General features: G+C 62.2%; 17 protein-coding genes. 10 read left to right on the top strand and 7 right to left on the bottom strand.

The annotated features are described in order from the left end of the window. Positions 1–172: 172 nt before the first annotated feature. Positions 173–550 carry a VOC family protein gene (locus NKH03_RS05410; RefSeq protein ID WP_352967503.1) on the top strand — a complete coding sequence of 126 codons (378 nt, stop codon included), beginning with the start codon at positions 173–175 and terminating at the stop codon, positions 548–550. 151 nt (positions 551–701) lie between these two features. On the opposite strand, the gene NKH03_RS05405 is transcribed toward NKH03_RS05410, so the two are convergent. The 4 genes from NKH03_RS05405 to NKH03_RS05390 all read right to left on the bottom strand — a co-directional run bounded on the left by NKH03_RS05405 (position 702) and on the right by NKH03_RS05390 (position 5,775). Next, on the bottom strand, positions 702–2,897 hold the full coding sequence (locus NKH03_RS05405) for a GtrA family protein (protein ID WP_352967502.1): 2,196 nt from the start codon (positions 2,895–2,897) through the stop codon (positions 702–704). Further along, positions 2,894–3,850, bottom strand: coding sequence for a glycosyltransferase (locus tag NKH03_RS05400; RefSeq protein WP_352967501.1), 957 nt, complete (start codon positions 3,848–3,850; stop codon positions 2,894–2,896). The genes NKH03_RS05405 and NKH03_RS05400 overlap by 4 nt, the downstream gene beginning before the upstream one ends. A gap of 275 nt (positions 3,851–4,125) precedes the next feature. Next, positions 4,126–5,130, bottom strand: a complete 1,005-nt coding sequence (locus NKH03_RS05395; RefSeq protein ID WP_352967675.1) for an inorganic phosphate transporter — start codon at positions 5,128–5,130, stop codon at positions 4,126–4,128. A 3-nt stretch (positions 5,131–5,133) separates the two neighbouring features. Next, positions 5,134–5,775: a DUF47 family protein gene (locus NKH03_RS05390; protein WP_352872022.1), complete on the bottom strand. Its 642-nt coding sequence runs from the start codon at positions 5,773–5,775 to the stop codon at positions 5,134–5,136. A 152-nt stretch (positions 5,776–5,927) separates the two neighbouring features. Between NKH03_RS05390 and NKH03_RS05385 the strand changes: the two genes are divergently transcribed. The 9 genes from NKH03_RS05385 (at position 5,928) to NKH03_RS05345 (ending at position 15,034) form a co-directional block, all read left to right on the top strand. Next, positions 5,928–6,827: a LysR family transcriptional regulator gene (locus NKH03_RS05385; RefSeq protein WP_352967674.1), complete on the top strand. Its 900-nt coding sequence runs from the start codon at positions 5,928–5,930 to the stop codon at positions 6,825–6,827. Between the two features lie 139 nt (positions 6,828–6,966). Then, a complete protein-coding gene (locus NKH03_RS05380) occupies positions 6,967–7,440 on the top strand; it encodes a formate dehydrogenase subunit gamma (RefSeq protein ID WP_502913488.1) in 474 nt (157 codons plus the stop codon). After that, a complete protein-coding gene (locus NKH03_RS05375) occupies positions 7,437–8,993 on the top strand; it encodes a formate dehydrogenase beta subunit (RefSeq protein WP_352967499.1) in 1,557 nt (518 codons plus the stop codon). Before NKH03_RS05380 ends, NKH03_RS05375 begins: the two co-directional genes overlap by 4 nt. 10 nt (positions 8,994–9,003) lie before the next feature. Beyond that, the gene (gene fdhF / locus NKH03_RS05370) at positions 9,004–11,916 is read left to right on the top strand and encodes a formate dehydrogenase subunit alpha (protein ID WP_352967497.1); all 2,913 of its coding nucleotides are present in this window, start codon (positions 9,004–9,006) and stop codon (positions 11,914–11,916) included. Positions 11,917–11,918: 2 nt separating this feature from the next. Continuing rightward, positions 11,919–12,749, top strand: coding sequence for a formate dehydrogenase accessory sulfurtransferase FdhD (gene fdhD, locus NKH03_RS05365; RefSeq protein WP_352872017.1), 831 nt, complete (start codon positions 11,919–11,921; stop codon positions 12,747–12,749). Then, a complete protein-coding gene (locus NKH03_RS05360) occupies positions 12,739–13,050 on the top strand; it encodes a formate dehydrogenase subunit delta (protein ID WP_352872016.1) in 312 nt (103 codons plus the stop codon). Before fdhD ends, NKH03_RS05360 begins: the two co-directional genes overlap by 11 nt. A gap of 111 nt (positions 13,051–13,161) precedes the next feature. Then, positions 13,162–14,136, top strand: coding sequence for an alpha/beta fold hydrolase (locus NKH03_RS05355; protein WP_352967496.1), 975 nt, complete (start codon positions 13,162–13,164; stop codon positions 14,134–14,136). Positions 14,137–14,220: 84 nt separating this feature from the next. Continuing rightward, the gene (locus tag NKH03_RS05350; protein WP_352967495.1) at positions 14,221–14,583 is read left to right on the top strand and encodes a nuclear transport factor 2 family protein; all 363 of its coding nucleotides are present in this window, start codon (positions 14,221–14,223) and stop codon (positions 14,581–14,583) included. 136 nt (positions 14,584–14,719) lie between these two features. After that, entirely contained in the window at positions 14,720–15,034 is a 315-nt protein-coding gene (locus NKH03_RS05345; protein ID WP_027039679.1) for a hypothetical protein, read from the top strand. A 135-nt stretch (positions 15,035–15,169) separates the two neighbouring features. On the opposite strand, the gene NKH03_RS05340 is transcribed toward NKH03_RS05345, so the two are convergent. The 3 genes from NKH03_RS05340 to NKH03_RS05330 form a co-directional block, all read right to left on the bottom strand. Continuing rightward, entirely contained in the window at positions 15,170–16,597 is a 1,428-nt protein-coding gene (locus tag NKH03_RS05340) for a gamma-aminobutyraldehyde dehydrogenase (protein WP_352868873.1), read from the bottom strand. A gap of 105 nt (positions 16,598–16,702) precedes the next feature. Beyond that, entirely contained in the window at positions 16,703–17,518 is an 816-nt protein-coding gene (locus tag NKH03_RS05335; protein ID WP_352868875.1) for an ABC transporter permease, read from the bottom strand. Further along, positions 17,508–18,458: an ABC transporter permease gene (locus tag NKH03_RS05330; RefSeq protein ID WP_352967673.1), complete on the bottom strand. Its 951-nt coding sequence runs from the start codon at positions 18,456–18,458 to the stop codon at positions 17,508–17,510. The genes NKH03_RS05335 and NKH03_RS05330 overlap by 11 nt, the downstream gene beginning before the upstream one ends. Positions 18,459–18,463: the final 5 nt, after the last annotated feature.

The following is an 18,463-nucleotide window of genomic DNA, read 5'->3' as shown; positions in this document are numbered from 1 at the left end:
CCTCGGCGTGCCCGGAAAAACGACGAAGCCTGTCTGATCGCCGATCGAACGCATCCGCGGAAAACGGCAGCCAAGGTGGCCGATCATTCCAGAAAGTCGACGGTCGCCAATCTGCCGGTGCGACCTATCTGCATGACCATGGTGAGCACGACAACCAGGGAAGGAGATCATCATGCTCGCAAACTTCAACGCAACGGCCAACCTCGCGGTGAAGGATCTCGCGAAAGCCAAGGCTTTCTATGAGGGAACGCTTGGCCTGGAGCAGGTGCACGATGAGGGCGGTGAACTGATCGTGTATAAAAGCGGCGACACAGCCATCAACGTCTATCATTCCCAATATGCCGGAACCAACAAGGCAACAGCGGTGACGTGGGCCGTTGGCGACGAGATCGGCAATGTCGTCAAGGCGCTGAAGTCGAAGGGCGTCAGCTTCGAGCACTATGAGATGCCGGGCTTGACACTGGAGGGCGATATCCATGTCGGCTCCGGAATGAAAGTCGCCTGGTTCAAGGATCCAGACGGCAACATCCTGAACCTTGTGAGCGGCTAGACTGAATCGCGATTACCAGCTCGCCACGCGCCACGAGGTTCACCTCCTCCCGCCACGCGGACGGCGAGGTGGGTCTGTGACGCAAGGTGGCGGCGGATGACGATGATTTGGCGCAGGCTATTGCGACGACCTGGGCTGCCGGATTACGCAGTCAAAAGCCAACTTCGCACAGTTGATAGGGACGTGGCTTTGCACCGACCCACGCTTGAAAGGTTCGACAGCTTGCGGCATTGAGGGCAAGACCATAACGCTTGATGATTATATCCGATCGCTGGATGGTCGCGAGATCAGCTTCGGCCAAACTCATACCGCCTGCAGGCAACGACACCAGTCGACAGCTCCCCGTTTTTGCGGCTTCGTCCACCCGCAAGTGCTTGCTCACGCGGTGCAGCAGCGCTGACAGCTTCCGGCAGGGCCACCCCGACGCAGACAATTTCAAGGGTGCAAGGGTGCCGTTCATCTGAGCTACACGCATTGCCTGTTCGTCAGTGTGGGCTGGCATCACGGCCCAAGCCTTGCCACCTGCCTGCTCGATTATTTGATGGACACGCACACTGTATGCTGGCCCTTCCGGAAAGTTCGTCCCGAGGCCGACGGCCGCCATCTCCGGTGGAAAGAAGGGGGCCATCCAGCCATTTGGCGCTTCCTCCGCAACTAACAATATTGTCCCGGATAGCGGCAGGTCTGGCACCACCACGCCAAACGCGCGCGTGTCCCACGCTTCGTGACCCCATGAGCGGGAATCAGCCACTGCAGATGTCGCGACCAGAGCGAGCGTTACAGCCGCGACCCGTTTCGCCATGTCGCCGCTGAGGAGTTTGTGCATCACAATCCAAACGACCAGCGGCGCAAGCATCTCCATTGGGACGGCATAACGATAGATGCTAAAAATCGCCATCCAGATCACGAAGGCCAAGCTCACGAACAACACGACAAGGCGTTCAGGAGCCGACAGGACCGGGCTGGATTTACGCATGACGATGGCGCCGATCCACAAAACCATCAGCAGCCACAAAACGGGCCAGACAAATGGTCGCATTGGCAGTTCGCCGACACGGTTGGCGTTGGTGACCATCGCAAAGGGGAACAGCAGCGCCTCCGAAATACTTTTCGGCAGCCATCGCGCGTCTACGATCGTGATCGGCGCAGCGAGTGGCGCGCCGAACCAAGCATTGAATTGCGGGAACAGTGGATTTCCAAAAGCCTGCAGCATCGTGACGAACCAATAGCCAGATGTCGTCGCGACCCCCGCGAATACACCCAAGCCAAAAGCGAAGGCAAGGACTGGCCGCCGCAGCCATGGCGCCGGAAGCGACAAGAGAGCCAAACACAGGGCGACAGCATAAACCGCGTTGGTGAGTTTCAGACCAACGCCGGCACCCATCAGCAGGCCCCCTGCTGCCGCCGATATGACACCCGGCCAGCCGGCCTCCACAATTTGCCGTAACCGCCACATTATCAGCGCGAGAGCGCACAGCACAAACACCGCTGTCGTGTTGTCGCCCATGGTATTGCCCAATTCCGATAGGAATGCCGGCCCCATGCACCCGACCAGCGAAAGCAGAATTGAGGTGGCATCGTTAGGCTTGCCAGAGCTGCCGAGCACGAGGCGAACAATGCAAAGGAGCAGCACGAAATTGAGGCCGTGGAACGCACCCATGACAAAGCCTGCCACCATCGCTGGCGCGTGTGCCACCATCGCGTAGTATGGCAGGTCGAGCAGGGGATTGAAGTAACTCTGGAACTGCGCCGCGGCTAAGTCCGTGCCGATCCGCCCGTCCAGCAGCGCGTAAGGGTTGTAGAAGTGATAGTTGAGCAAATCCCAGTTGCTGTCCTGCCCAAGCAGCAGAGCGATCACCCCTCCTAGGAAGGGCGCGAGCCACATCGCACGCGTCGCCGCACGAGGGTGGATAAGCGCGCGTTCGAGGCCGCCGATCCACGAGCGGAACGAACCTCGGCGTGCGGATTGCGAGCGATCTTGGAACACCCAAGACCTAGCCGACAAAAAATTGAAGACTGTTCCAACACCAGTGCCCGCAACCAAGCCTGATATCGGTGACCATCCTACCATGATGAAAGCGCCGTAGACTGCCCAGTTGGCAGCACCGCCAAACGTCATTGCCGCAAGGTAACGCAGCCCCTCGCACCACAAAGGCTCGCCGGACTGTACCGCAAAAGTCTTGTGGCGGTTAAGTTGCCAGGTCACAAATACCGCCGCCATGAACGAAAATAGCCGGCCGGTGAAGGGTCCGAGGTCGCAGGCAAGCAGCAGATACAGTACACTGGCGTCCGCGGCAAAGCCGGCAACGCCAGCGATGGCGAACCAGCCGATCTGCTTGTGTATCATGGTGTCGGCGACCGCAGTGCGCCAATTCCGGGAACCCTCAAGTAGGCTAGCGTCTTGACCTCGGTTCGACCCCTCGTAACGGTATCGAGAACAAGTCCGCATGCAAATAGGATGCCGCCTAACAGAACAAGCGCAACGCAAAGCAGGGCTGTAGGCTGCCGGGGTACCAGTCCCGTCTCGTTGTATGTTTCTAGTAGCGGGATGGCCAAGACGATCGCCAACAATGTTGTCGCGACGGAACCCAGTGAAAAGAAGATAAGCGGCTTCTCCGCCTTAAACAGTTTCGCTATCGTTGTCAGGATGCGAATTCCATCACGGTATGTCCGAAGCTTGCTTTGGGAACCGTTCGGGCGGGCGCCATAGCCTGTGACCACCTCCGCCACCGGCATGCGTAGCTCGAGAGCGTGGACCGTCAATTCTGTTTCGATCTCAAAGCCTGTGGAATGCGCTGGAAAAGATTTCACATATCTGCGTGAAAACACTCGATAACCTGACAGCATGTCCGAAACCGTTCTGCCGAACAGCATCGCCACAAAGCGGGTCAGCATCCGGTTGCCGAACCGGTGGCCGAAACGATAGGCTTCGCTGCCCTCGATCCGTCCACTGGTCCGAGTGCCGACCACCATATCGAGCCGATCTGAAAGCAAACGATCAATCATGTGCGGAGCATCGGCAATGCTGTAGGTGCCATCGCCGTCCGTCATCACGTAAACATCGGCTTCGATGTCAGCGAACATGCGCCGTACCACATTGCCTTTGCCCGGCATAGGTACCGTCAGGACTTGGGCACCCGCTGCGGATGCTATGCGTGCAGTGTCGTCGGAAGAGTTATTGTCAAATACGAAAATGTTTGCTGTCGGCAAATAACGGCGAAAGTCTGCAATCACCTGCGCGATCGAGGCGGCCTCGTTGCAGCAGGGCAGGATAACTGCAATGCAGGGCACATCGCTCATGGGCATTAGTGACGACTGGCTCCAGTCTTCCGACAAGTCAGGACACAATTGCTGGAGCAATCTATGGCGACGGGAGATGTCATGGAGATCGGAACCAAAAGATAGGAAGCTCCCCTGACGTATAGCGAGAATTCACGGTTTCGCAACTTTGAGGATCGTGGCCCATCGTGTGTGTGACTGACGGCCTGGTCGCCGAGCTTACGCTTGGGGGATGGGTTGATCAGCTTGATGCCGCGCGGCCCCCGGCGGCGACTCCAAGCACCAGAGTGCCGACCTCACCCCGCCAGGCCGACCGCGAGGTAGGTGAGCGCCGAAATCACAGCGGTCGCCGGCAAGGTGACGATCCAGGCAATGACGATGTTGCTGGCAATGCCCCAGCGCACCGCCGAGACCCGGCGGGCGGCGCCGACGCCGATGATGGCACCGGTGATGGTGTGCGTGGTCGAAACGGGAACCCCGAGCCAGGTGGCGGCAAAAAGCGTGATGGCACCACCGGTCTCGGCGCAAAAGCCCTGCATCGGGTTCAGCCGGGTGATCTTCGAACCCATGGTGTGAACGATGCGCCACCCGCCGAACAGAGTGCCGAGCGCCAGCGCCGACTGACAGGTGAGGACGACCCATAGCGGCACATAGAACGTCGCGCCGAGCATGCCTTGCGAATAGAGCAGCACGGCGATGATGCCCATGGTTTTCTGGGCGTCGTTGCCGCCATGCCCGAGCGAATAGAGCGAGGCGGAAAAGAACTGCAGGACGCGGAACGAGCTGTCGACGGCGAATGGCGTCTGGCGTACGAAGAGCCAGGAAACGGTCAAGATCAGGACAAGCGCCAAGACAAAACCGGTCGCCGGCGAAACGACGATCGCGGCGACAGTCTTGCCGAGTCCCGTCCAGACGATGGCACCGACGCCCGCCTTTGCCACACCGGCGCCGACCAGACCGCCGATCAACGCATGCGAGCTGCTCGACGGGATGCCGGCTATCCAGGTGACGATGTTCCAGACGATGGCGCCGACGAGCGCCGAGAAGATCACCGCCGGGGTGACGATGCTGACGTCGACGATGCCCTTTCCCACTGTCTCGGCGACGTGGAGGCCGAAGAACATGAAGGCGATGAAATTGAAGAAAGCCGCCCACAACACCGCATATTGCGGCCTCAGCACGCGGGTGGAGACGATGGTGGCGATGGAGTTGGCCGCGTCGTGCAGGCCGTTGAGAAAATCGAAGAACAGCGCGACGGCGACGAGGCCGACCAGCACGGGAAAGGCGATGGTGGCTTCCATCACCTAGACATTCTCAATGACGATGCCGCTGATCTCGTTGGCGACGTCCTCGAAGCGGTCGACCACCTTTTCCAGCTCGCCATAGATCTCGCTGCCGATCATGTAAGCCATCGGGTCGCTGCGGCCGTGCTTCCTGAAGAGATCCTTCAGCCCTTGCTCGTGCAGATCGTCGGCCCGGCTTTCGACGCGCATGACCTCTTCGGCGATGGCATTGAGGCGCACCGTGTGCGCCCCGACCTTGCTGAGCAGCGGGATCGCCTCGGCCACCAGCTTGGCGGCGGCGACGATGATGCCGCCCATTTCCTGCATCAGCGGGTCGAATTCCCTCTTTTCGAACAGCTTCACCGTCTTGACGGTCTTGTGCATCATGTCGATGGCATCATCCATCGACTGGATCAGGTCCTTGATGTCGCCGCGATCGAAAGGCGTGATGAAGGAGCGCCGCACCGCCAGCAGGACTTCCGCGGTGATATGGTCGGCCTCGTCTTCGAGATCGATGATTTTCTGGCCCCAGCGGTCGATGTCCTTGCCCTGGAGAAGCTGCTCCAGCGCCTCGGCGCCACCGACCACGGTGCGGGAATGTCGTTCGAACAGTTCGAAGAAGCGATCTTCGCGCGGCAAAAGCTTGCGGAACCAGCCTAGCATGGTCGATCTCCCAGGTTTCATCCACATAGCGCCGCATTCAGCCGGGGGGAACAGGTAGCCGGCTTAAAGATGTGGATGCAGGCCAATTGCGCATGGCGCTTGCGATGAAACGCAATTTCCCCGACCTTGCGCCGAACGACCGGAAAGATCGCATGATCGACAAGCTGGAATTCTTCATCGCGCTGGCCAGGGAGGAGCATTTTGGCCGGGCGGCGGAATTGTGCGGCGTGACCCAGCCGACGCTGTCGGCCGGCATCAAGCAGTTGGAGGGCCAGCTCGGTGTGATGCTGGTTTTGCGCGGCTCGCGCTTCCAGGGACTGACGCCGGAGGGCAAGCAGGTGTTGGTCTGGGCGCGGCGCATCGTCGGCGACACCCGCTCCATGCGCGAGGAAATGCGCGCGGCGCGCCACGGGCTTTCCGGACGCATCCGCATCGCCGCCATTCCGACCGCATTGGCCATGGTGGCACGGCTGACGACACCGTTTCGGGCAAAACACCCGGGCGTCACCTTCTCGGTTCTGTCGCGGACCTCGATCGAGGTGCTGTCGCTGCTCGGCAATTTCGACATCGACGCCGGCATCACCTATCTCGACAACGAGCCGCTGGGGCGGGTCACCAGCGTGCCGCTCTATGACGAGCGCTATCAACTGATCACCGCGATGGGAAATCCCTATTCCGACCGCGACAAAGTGACATGGGCGGAATTGAGCAGCCTGCCACTCTGCCTTTTGACGCCTGATATGCAGAACCGCCGCATCATCGACCAGCATCTGGCCGAAGCCGGCGTGCAGGTGCGGCCGACGCTGGAATCCAACTCGATGATCGTGCTGTTTTCGCATATCCGCACCGGCAAATGGTCGTCGATCATGCCGCTCAACCTTGCAGAAACATTCGGCTTTTCCGAGCCGATCCGGGCCATCCCGATCGTCGAACCGGACGCCAGCCACACGGTCGGCCTGGTGGCGGCGCCACGCGAACCGCACACGCCGCTGGTCTCGGCGCTGTTGGACGAGGCGATGGCGCTGGCGGACGATTTCCACGCCCATCGCTAGGCTAAACAATGCTGGATGACCGCTCGATAGATAATTTCTATCGAGCAACGAAACAGCTTTATTGATTCAGCGGGTTTCCTCTGATTTTGTAACGACTTAGCGATAAAACGCTATCGACCAGGGAGGGCGCTGCGTGACGATGCAGCCTGCAAGTACCGAGATCACATCGCGCACGGCCGCGATCATCCAGGAGCTGAAGGGCCTCGAAGGCCCGCTGCTGCCGATCCTTCATGGCATCCAGGAAGAGTTCGGCCATGTGCCCAAGGATGCGCTGCCGGTCATCGCCGAGGCGCTGAATATCTCCAGGGCCGAGGTGCACGGCGTCGTCACCTTCTACCATGATTATCGCAGCCATCCGGCCGGCCGGCATGTGCTGAAGCTCTGCCAGGCGGAATCCTGCCAGTCGATGGGTTCGGACGCCATCGCCGCCAAACTGAAGCAGTTGCTTGGCATCGGCTTCCATGAGACGACCGGCGACGGTTCGGTGACGCTGGAGCCGGTCTATTGTCTGGGCCTGTGCGCCTGTTCGCCCGCCGCAATTCTCGATGGCCAGGTGATCGGGCGGCTCGATGATGAAAAGCTCGACGAGATCGTTGCCGAGGTGCGCTCATGATCCCGCGTATCTACATTCCCGGCGATTCCGGCGCGCTGGCGCTGGGTGCCGAAAAAGTCGCCAAGGCGATCGCAAGTGAGCTTGCCGAACGCGGCATCGAAGCCAAGATCGTGCGCAACGGCTCGCGCGGGGCTTATTTCCTCGAACCGATGGTCGAAGTGGCGACCGCCAACGGCCGCGTCGCCTATGGACCGGTAAAGCCCTCCGACGTCAAAAGCCTGTTCGACGGCGGCTTCCTCACCGGCGGCCATCACAAGCGCTGGCTGGGCGCGCCTGACAAAATCCCCTTCCTGGCCAAGCAGACGCGGCTGACCTTCGCACGTTGCGGCGTCACGGATCCGCTTTCGCTCGAATCCTACAAGAAACATGGCGGGTTGAATGGACTGACGAATGCGTTGGGACTGACGCCTGCCGCCATTGTCGCCCAAGTGACCGAATCCGGACTGCGCGGGCGCGGTGGCGCCGGCTTCCCGACCGGCATCAAGTGGAAGACGGTGCTCGATACATCAGGCGACCGCAAATACATCGTCTGCAACGCCGACGAAGGCGACTCCGGCACTTTCGCCGACCGCATGATCATGGAGGGGGATCCCTTCGTGCTGATCGAAGGCATGACGATCGCCGGAATCGCGACAGGCGCGACCAAGGGTTTCGTCTATGTCCGCTCGGAATATCCGCATGCGGTGGCGGCGATGAACAAGGCCGTCGAGATCGCCCGCAAGGCCGGTGTCCTCGGCGCCAGCGTGCTGGGTTCGGCCTATGCTTTCGACATGGAGATCCGGGTTGGCGCAGGCGCCTATGTCTGCGGCGAGGAGACGGCGCTGCTGGACTCGCTCGAAGGCAAGCGCGGCATGGTCCGGGCAAAACCACCGCTGCCGGCTCACAAGGGGCTGTTCGGCAAGCCGACGGTGATCAACAACGTCATCTCGCTGGCCTCGGTGCCTGTCATCATGGACAAGGGTGCGGCCTTCTACAAGGATTTCGGCATGGGCCGCTCGCGCGGCACGATTCCGATCCAGATCGCCGGAAACGTCAAATATGCCGGCCTGTTCGAAGCCGCTTTCGGCATGACGCTGGGCGAGATCGTCGACGAGATCGGCGGCGGCACGGCCACCGGGCGCCCGGTCAAGGCGGTGCAGGTCGGCGGACCTCTCGGCGCCTATTTCCCGCGCGCGCTGTTCGACACGCCATTCGATTATGAGGCCTTCGCGGCCAAGGACGGGCTGATCGGCCATGCCGGCATCGTGGTGTTCGACAACACCGCCGACATGTTGAAACAGGCGCGCTTCGCCATGGAGTTCTGCGCCATCGAAAGTTGCGGCAAGTGCACGCCCTGCCGCATCGGCTCGACGCGCGGTGTCGAGACCATCGACAGAATTGCCGCGGGCATCGAACCGGAGAAGAACCTCGCTCTGGTCACCGACCTCTGCAACACGATGAAGTTTGGTTCGCTCTGCGCACTGGGCGGCTTCACGCCCTACCCTGTCATGAGTTCGATCACCCATTTCCCCGATGACTTCAAGCCAGCGCCCGTGCGCGTGGCTGCTGAATAGGAGCTGGCAGATGAACATCAAAGCCGACTTCCCATCCCTCGTCGAAGAGATCGACTATGGAACCCCGGAATCGAAGGCGCAGAAGCGGGTCACGCTGAATGTCGACGGCCGCAGCATCACCGTCCCGGAAGGCACCTCGATCATGCGTGCCGCGATGGAAGGCGGGGTCGAGATCCCGAAGCTTTGCGCCACCGACATGCTGGACTCCTTCGGTTCGTGCCGTGTCTGCCTCGTCGAGATCGAAGGGCGCGGCGGCACGCCGGCATCCTGCACGACACCCGTCGGCGAGGGCATGGTGGTGCGTACGCAGACAGAGCGGCTCGACGCCATTCGCCGCGGCGTCATGGAACTCTACGTCTCCGACCATCCGACCGGCTGGAACGAAAAGGCCGGAACCGGCGCCAGCGAATTCGATGCGGTGGCGAAGTCGATCGGGCTGACCGAGAACCGCTACGGCATCGAGGGCCGCAACCACGTCAAGCCGGAAAACGGCGTGGCGCCCGGCCATGGCTCGCTGGCAGTCGATTATATCGCGCGCGACGAATCCAATCCCTATTTCACCTATGACGCCTCGCAATGCATCGTCTGCTCGCGTTGCGTGAGGGCCTGCGAAGAGGTGCAGGGTACCTTCGCGCTGACCATCGAGGGCCGTGGTTTCGAATCCAGGGTCTCGGCGGGAATGCATGAGGCATTCATCGATTCGGAATGCGTGTCCTGCGGTGCCTGCGTGCAGGCTTGTCCGACCGATGCGCTGCGCGAGAAGACGGTGCTTGCCAAGGGCCTGCCGGAACGCTCGGCCGTCACCACCTGCGCCTATTGCGGCGTCGGCTGTTCGTTCAAGGCCGAAGTGAAGGGCGACGAGGTTATTCGCATGATGCCCTACAAGGAGGGCAAGGCGAACCACGGCCATTCCTGTGTGAAGGGCCGTTTCGCCTATGGCTACGCCACCCACAAGGACCGCATCCTGTCGCCGATGATCCGCGAAAAGATCACAGATCCGTGGCGCGAAGTGAGCTGGGAAGAGGCGATCGCCCATACGGCGAAGGAATTCCGCCGCATCCAGTATCAGTACGGACGCACCGCGATCGGCGGCATCACCTCGTCGCGCTGCACCAACGAGGAAACCTACCTCGTCCAGAAGATGGTGCGGCAGGGCTTCCGCAACAACAATGTCGACACCTGCGCGCGCGTCTGCCATTCGCCGACGGGCTACGGGCTCGGCCAGACCTACGGCACCTCGGCCGGCACGCAGGATTTCGACTCCGTCGACTACACCGACGTCGCCGTCGTCATCGGTGCCAATCCCGCTTCCGCCCACCCGGTATTCGCCTCGCGACTGAAGAAGCGGCTGCGCCAGGGCGCCAAGCTGATCGTGCTCGATCCGCGCCGCACCGAGATGGTCAAGTCGGCACATATCGAAGCGGATTATCACCTGCCGCTGAAGCCCGGCACCAATGTGGCCGTACTGACGGCGCTTGCGCATGTCATCGTCACCGAAGGTCTTTTCGACGAAGCCTTCATCCGCGAACGCTGCGACTGGACCGAGTTCCAGGATTGGGCATCATTCGTCGCCCTGCCGGAGAACAGCCCCGAAACAGTCGGCAAGCTGTCCGGCGTCGATCCCGAGGCGATCCGCGGCGCGGCTCGTCTCTACGCCACCGGGGGCAACGGCGCGATCTATTATGGCCTGGGCGTGACGGAACACAGCCAAGGTTCAACCACGGTGATGGCGATCGCCAACCTCGCCATGGCCACCGGCAATATCGGCCGGCCGGGCGTCGGCGTGAACCCGCTGCGCGGCCAGAACAATGTGCAGGGCTCCTGCGACATGGGCTCCTTCCCGCACGAACTGCCGGGCTATCGCCACATCTCCGGCGAAGCCGTGCGCGACATCTATGAGACCCTGTGGGGGGTGAAGCTGGACGACGAACCCGGCCTGCGCATTCCCAACATGCTGGATGCCGCCGTCGACGGCAGCTTCAAGGGTATCTACATCCAGGGAGAGGACATTCTTCAGTCCGACCCCGACACCAAGCATGTCGCAGCCGGCCTCGCCGCGATGGAATGCGTCGTCGTGCACGACCTCTTCCTCAACGAGACGGCGAACTACGCGCATGTCTTCCTGCCGGGCTCGACCTTCCTGGAGAAGGACGGCACCTTCACCAACGCAGAGCGTCGCATCAACATGGTGCGCAAGGTTCTGGAGCCGAAGGCGCGCTACGCCGATTGGGAGGCGACGCAGGAGCTTGCCCGCGCGATCGGGCTGGACTGGAACTATCAGCATCCTTCCGAGATCATGGACGAGATCGCGATGACGACGCCGAGCTTCGCCGGTGTCTCCTTCGAATTGCTCGACCGTGTCGGATCCGTGCAATGGCCCTGCAATGAGAAGGCGCCGTTCGGCACCCCGATCATGCATATCGATGCGTTCGTGCGCGGCAAGGGCAAGTTCATCCGTACCGAATATGTGGCGACGGACGAGAGGACGGGGCCACGCTTCCCGCTGCTGCTCACCACCGGCCGCATTCTGTCGCAGTACAATGTCGGCGCGCAGACTAGGCGCACCGACAACATCATGTGGCACGGCGAGGACCGGCTGGAGATTCACCCGCACGATGCCGAGAATCGCGGACTGCGTGACGGCGACTGGGTCCGGCTGACCAGCCGCTCGGGCGAGACGACGCTGCGCGCGCTGATCACCGACAGGGTGTCGCCCGGCGTCGTCTACACGACGTTCCATCATCCGGACACGCAGGCCAACGTGATCACGACCGACTTCTCGGACTGGGCGACCAATTGTCCGGAATACAAGGTGACGGCGGTGCAGGTCGGCGCCTCCAACGGACCGTCGGAATGGCAGCGCGATTATGACGAGCAGGCACGCAACAGCCGTCGCATCGCGAAGCTGGAAGCGGCGGAATAGTCTTGAGCGCGCGTCGCAAAGCCACGACGCAGGTATCGCGGCTGGCGCGCCGCGCGGTCGGGACGACGGCTGCCGACCGCATGGTGCCGGAAGAGACGCCGGTGGCGTTCTCCTTTGCCGGCACGACCCATGCGGTGATGATGGCAAGCCCGGCCGATTTCGAGGATTTCGCGCTCGGCTTCTCGCTGACCGAAGGCATCATTGCTACGCCGGAGGAGATCGAGGCCATCGAGGTCGAGGATCATGGCGCCGGTATCGACATCCAGATCAGGCTGAAGGACACCGCCAACACGCGCTTCGAGGCGCGGCGCAGACGACTGGCCGGCCCGGTCGGCTGCGGGCTCTGCGGCATCGAATCGATCGAGGAAGCGATGCGCTCGGTCGACGAAGTCGGTGCGTCGAAACTTACACTTGATGCCGACGATATCGTTCGCTCGGTCAAGCTTCTGTCGAAAGTGCAGCCGCTTCACACCGAGACCGGAGCCGTGCACGCCGCCGGCTTCTATGTACCGGGCAAGGGCATCGTCATGGCGCGCGAGGATGTCGGCCGTCACAATGCGCTGGACAAGCTGGCCGGCGCGCTTGCCAGGGCCGGCATCGATGGCGCATCCGGTGCTGTCGTGGTGACGTCGCGGGTGTCGGTCGAAATGGTGCAGAAGACGGCGGCGATCGGCTCGGCCTTGATCATCGCCGTCTCGGCGCCGACCGCACTTGCCATCCGCACGGCGCAAGAGGCCGGCATGACGCTGGTGGCGCTGGTTCGCGGCGACGATTTTGATATTTTCACCCACCCCGGCCGGGTGGTTTGCGGAGTTGCCAAGCATGTCGCATGACGAAGAACACATCATGAGCACCCGCGAGAAGCTGGTGCGCATGGCAAACCAGATCGCCGATTTCTTCCACTCCAAGCCACGCGAGGAAGGCATTGCCGGCGTCGCAGAGCACATCAACAAGTTCTGGGAGCCGAGGATGCGGCTGCAACTGTTCCAAATGCTGGACGCCGGCACCGAGAACTTCAACGAGTTGGTGGTGGCCGCCTCCGTCAAGATCAAGCGGCCGATCACCCCGGCTGAGGCCGACCTCAAACTCGGGCTCAAGGCCTTCCCCGCCGACGTCGCCGCCTCGCAAAAGTAGCCGTCGAATCTTGCCGGCCTATATTCGCTGTCGCTAAAGTTTAAACTGCCGCGATCGACGCTGTTCTGCTATGGTTGACGACCAGAAATCGTCAGGCCGGGCGGAAACCTCGTGAGGCCGATCGAGACCCGATACGCCCACAGCGGCGATGTGCGGATCGCCTATCAGGTGGTCGGCCAGGGGTCGTTCGATCTCGTCTTCGTGCCGGGCTTCATTTCCAACCTCGACCTGCACTGGGAAGACGAAGGTTATACCAGGCTCCTGAGGCGGCTTTCGGCGTTCTCGCGGCTGATCCTGTTCGACAAGCGCGGCACCGGTCTGTCCGATCGAGTCGACGCCCACCACCTGCCCAGTCTCGAAACCCGGATGGACGATGTGCGCGCGGTGATGGACGCCGCCGGCAGCGGCCGTGCAGCGTTGCTCGGCGCCTCCGAAGGCGCGCCGATGGCGATGCTGTTCGCCGCCATGTATCCGGAGCGGACGCGGGCGCTGGCGCTCTATGGCGGTTATGCGCATTTCCACAAATGGGTGATGTCGCCCGAACGCCTCGATGCTTTCATCGAGATGGCTGAGACAGCCTGGGGTACCGGCGCAACTTTACCCAATTTCGCGCCGAGCCGGGTCGACGACGTGCATTTCGCACAGTGGTGGGCACGCTTCGAACGATTGTCGGCGAGCCCGACGGCGGCCGCGGCGCTGGCGCGCATGAACGCCGGGATCGACGTGCGCGGCATGCTGGCGGCGATCAGCGCGCCGACGCTGCTCATTCATCGCCGCAACGATGCGCGGGTCGATCCTGACGCCAGCCGCTACCTGGCCAAAAAGATCCCGAATGCGCGGCTGGTCGAGATTCCCGGGCGCGATCATCCGATCTGGACCGGCGATGTCGATCGGGTGGCCGACCCGATCGAGGAGTTCCTGACCGGTGGGCGAGCCGTGGCCGAGTTGGACCGCGTGGAGGCGGTGGCTATGGCGGCGATCGTGCGCCACTGGTCGACGATACTCAATGGCAGCCAGGTCGATCTGACGACCTTCAAGAAGCAGACCGACGACGTGTTCGCGGCCGTCAAGGCCAAGTCGCAGTGAAGAAATCACTGCCCGGCGATGAGCGCCGGGCAGCACTTCGACCCATCAACCGCCCGGTCGGAAGACGGGCCAATGGAGGATGAAATGCTGACCAAGACCCAAACAGTGAATGGCGCGGCGATCAAGAAGGCGATCGAAGGCCGTGACAGCAGGATGCTGTCGAGCTTCTACGCCGACGACGCGCTGGTGCGGGTGATCGACCGCAACAACCCGCCGAGCAAGCCGCGCGAGATTCGCGGGCGCGCGGCGATCAGCACATTCTGGGACGACATCTGCAGCCGGGCGATGACCCACAAGGTCGACACCACCATCGCCGAGGGCGACAGCCTGGCCTTCACCCAGGCCTGCGCCTATCCGGACGGCACCAAGGTGTTCTGCGCCGCGATGCTGGAGCTGAAGAACGGGCTGATTGCACGGCAGACCGTCGTGCAGGCCTGGGACGAGTAGGTCAACCGCAGAGCCTGTTCATTCATCCCGATTGAAGCGGGATAGCTCTGTTTCCGTGCTGGGGCATGATCTTTTCAGAAAACCGGTTTCCCTTTTTCGAGATCATGCTCTGGCCGCAACCCTGGAGGAGAAGACAATGTTCAGCGCCAGATGGCAGATCGACGCCAAGTTCGGGCACAAGCAGACCGTGCTCGACCTGTTGAAGAAATGGGAACGCGAGATCGGCTCGCAGGTCGGCCTCGCCGAGCTGGAATTCCAGATCATGACCGGTTCGATCGGCGCCCGGGAAGCGACGGTCGAGTCGCACCACCAGGTCGAGAGCCTGGCCCAGTTGGAGGCGTTCTTCGCCAAGATCGGCAAGATCGACGCGCACGCCAAATGGGGCAAGGAGATCGAGCCCTACGTCGTGTCGGGCACCAGCCTGTGGAACATCTACCGAATCGTGGAGTAGCGGTCTTCGCCCCGTTTACGGGGAGAAGATGCCGGCAGGCAGATGAGGGGCAGAGCCAGCTTTGGAAGCGTCGCGCCGCCCCTCATCCGTCACTTCGTGCCACCTTCTCCCCGTAAACGGGGAGAAGGGAAGGCGCTAGCTATGCGCAACCATCACGTGGCGGACGGCGGTGTAATCCTCCAGCGCGTAGAGCGACATGTCCTTGCCGTAGCCGGACTGTTTCAGTCCGCCATGCGGCATCTCGTTGGTCAGCATGAAATGGGTGTTGATCCAGGTGCAGCCGTACTGGAGACGTGCGGCCGTCGCCATGGCGCGCGACACGTCCTTGGTCCACACCGACGACGCCAGGCCGTAGTCGCTGTCATTGGCCCAGTTCACCGCCTCGTCGACTTCCGAAAAACGGGTGATCGAGACGACTGGCCCGAACACCTCGCGCCGCACGATCTCGTCTTCCTGCAGGGCGCCGGCGACCACGGTCGGCTGGTAATAGAAACCAGAGCCCTCGCCCGGTTTGCCACCGGTGGTGATCTCGATGTGCTTCAGTTCCGAGGCGCGCTCGACGAAGCTCGAGACACGGTCACGCTGGCGGCGCGAGATCAGCGGCCCGATCTCGTTTTCGGTGTCGTCTGGACGGTTGTACTTGATGGTCGAGACAGCCGACGAGAGATCGGCGACGAGCTTGTCGTAGATCTTCTTGCCGGCATAGATGCGGCAGGCGGCGGTGCAGTCCTGGCCGGCATTGTAGTAGCCGAAGGCACGCAAGCCGTTGACCACCGAGCGGAGGTCGGCGTCGTCGAAGACGATGACCGGAGCCTTGCCGCCGAGCTCGAGATGCGTGCGCTTGACCGACTTGGCCGCCGCCTGCAGTACCTTCTTGCCAGTGGCGACATCGCCGGTGATCGAGATCATGTTGACCTTCGGGTGGTTGATCAGCGTGTTGCCGACGCTGTCGCCGCGGCCGAGCACGACATTGACGACGCCCTCGGGCAGGATTTCGGCAAGTATCTTCGCCAGCTTCAGCGCGGTCAGCGGTGTCTGCTCGGACGGCTTGAAGACGACGGTGTTGCCGCCGGCGATGGCCGGCGCCAGCTTCCAGGCCATCATCATCAGCGGGTAGTTCCACGGCGCGATGGAAGCGACGATGCCGATGGCGTCACGGCGGACCATCGATGTGTGGCCTGGAATGTATTCGCCGGCAACGACGCCCGGCATCGAGCGCACGGCGCCGGCAAAGAAGCGGTAGCAGTCGACGATGGCCGGAATCTCATCGTTGAGCACGGCATTGATCGGCTTGCCGCAGTTCAGCGCCTCAAGCGTGGCGAACTCTTTTGCGTCGGCCTCGATGCGGTCGGCGATCTTCAGGAGATAGCCCGAGCGCTGCGCCGGCGTGGTGCGCGACCACAAGACGAACGCCTTTTCGGCCGCCAGCACCGCCGCCTCGATCTGCGCCTGGCTGGCTTCGGGCAGGTTGAGGATGGTCGCCCCGGTCTTCGGATTGAGGATCGGTTCCTCGGTTTCGGTGCCCTTCTCGAATTTCGAGCCGATCAGCATCTGGGTGTCCATAAGGTTTCTCCCTTAACAGGAGCGAGTAGCGAGTAGCGAATAGCGAGTAGGGCTTGACCGTCGAAATTCCCTATTCGCTATTCGCTACTCCCTATTCGCTGTTTTTCATTTGCCGCTTCCAGCGATCTGGTCGCCGTCGCGGGTGAGGTAATAGGCGGCAAGGATCGGCAGCAGCGTCACCAGCACCACGACCATGGCGACGACATTGGTGACCGGGCGCTGGCGCGGACGGATCAGCTCTTCCAGCATCCAGATCGGCAGCGTCTGCTGCTGGCCGGCGGTGAAAGTGGTGACGATGACCTCATCGAAGGACAAAGCGAAGGCCAGCATGCCGCCGGCCAGCAGCGCGGTGGCGATGTTGGGCAGCACGACATGGCGGAAGGTCTGGAAGCCGTCGGCACCAAGATCCATCGACGCCTCGATCATCGAGCCCGATGTTCGGCGAAAACGGGCGACCGCATTGTTGTAGACGACAACGACGCAGAAGGTGGCGTGGCCGAGCACGATCGTCCAGAACGAAAACGGGATGTCGGCCAGCGAAAAGGCCGAGCGCAGCGCGATGCCGGTGATGATGCCGGGCAGCGCGATCGGCAGGATGACCAGCAGCGAGATGGTTTCGCGGCCGAAGAATTTTGTCCGCGACACCGCCGCCGAACAGAGCGTGCCGAGGATCAGCGCAATCGCCGTCGAGATCACGGCAACCCTGACCGACAGCGACAGCGCCTGCCAGACGTCAGGCCGGTTCCACGTGACGGCGAACCATTGCGTCGTCAGCCCCGGCGGCGGCCAGACGAAACTCTTCTCTTCGGTGGTGAAGGCATAGACGAAGATCAGCAGGATCGGCAAATGCAGGAACAGCAACCCGCAGGCAGCGGCGATCTTCAGGCCGAGCGGAGCGGATTGGCCGCGATCAGAGCGCATCGAAGGCTCCCATGCGCTTGGCGCCCCAGAGATAGAACCCCATGATGACGATCGGCACCACTGTGAAGGCCGCGGCGAGCGGGATGTTGCCGGCGGTGCCTTGCTGCGAATAGACCGCCTGGCCGATGAACAGCCGCGAGGTGCCGATGATCTGCGGGATGATGTAGTCGCCTAATGTCAGCGAGAAGGTGAAGATCGATCCAGCGACGATACCCGGCAACGCCAGCGGGAACAGCACGTTGCGGAAGGTCTGTCCCGGCGAAGCCCCCAAATCGGACGAGGCCTCGACCAGATTGCCGGGCACCCGCTCGAGCGCCGCCTGAACGGGGAGGATCATGAAAGGCAGCCAGACATAAACGAAGACGATGAAGGTGCCGGTGAACGACACCGACAGCGAATTGCCGCCGATGACCGGCAGCGACAGCCAGGCGTCGAGCACCCACGACAGCTGCAGTTTGGCGAGCAGCCAGGTGAGGATGCCCTCCTTGGCCAGAATCAGCTTCCAGGCGTAGATCTTGACCAGGTAGCTCGACCACAGCGGCAGCATGATGCCGAAATAGAACAGCGCCTTCCAGCGGCCGCGCGCATAACGCGCCGCGTAGTAGGCGATGGGGAAAGCGATGACGGCGGAGGCCAGCGTGACCAGAGCCGCCATCGTCACCGTGCGCAGGATGATGTCGAGATTGGCGGCCTGGAACAGGTCGCCATAGGTCTTCAAGGTGAACTGGCGGTTGATCAGGCCGGAAAACTCGTCAATGGAGAAAAAGCTCTGCGCCAGCAGCGCGAACAGCGAGCCGATATAGACGATGCCGAGCCACAGCACCGGCGGCAGCAGCATGAGCAGCAGCAGGACCCTCGGCTTGCGCCAGAAGAGGTCCGACAACGCGCCGCGCAAGCCGCCGCTGCCCGGCAGGATGGCGGGGGCCGTTGCACGCGGCATGGCGG

This window comes from Mesorhizobium sp. M1406, from assembly GCF_040317555.1.
Lineage (GTDB): Bacteria > Pseudomonadota > Alphaproteobacteria > Rhizobiales > Rhizobiaceae > Mesorhizobium.
This window is presented reverse-complemented; position numbering and strand designations above follow the sequence as displayed.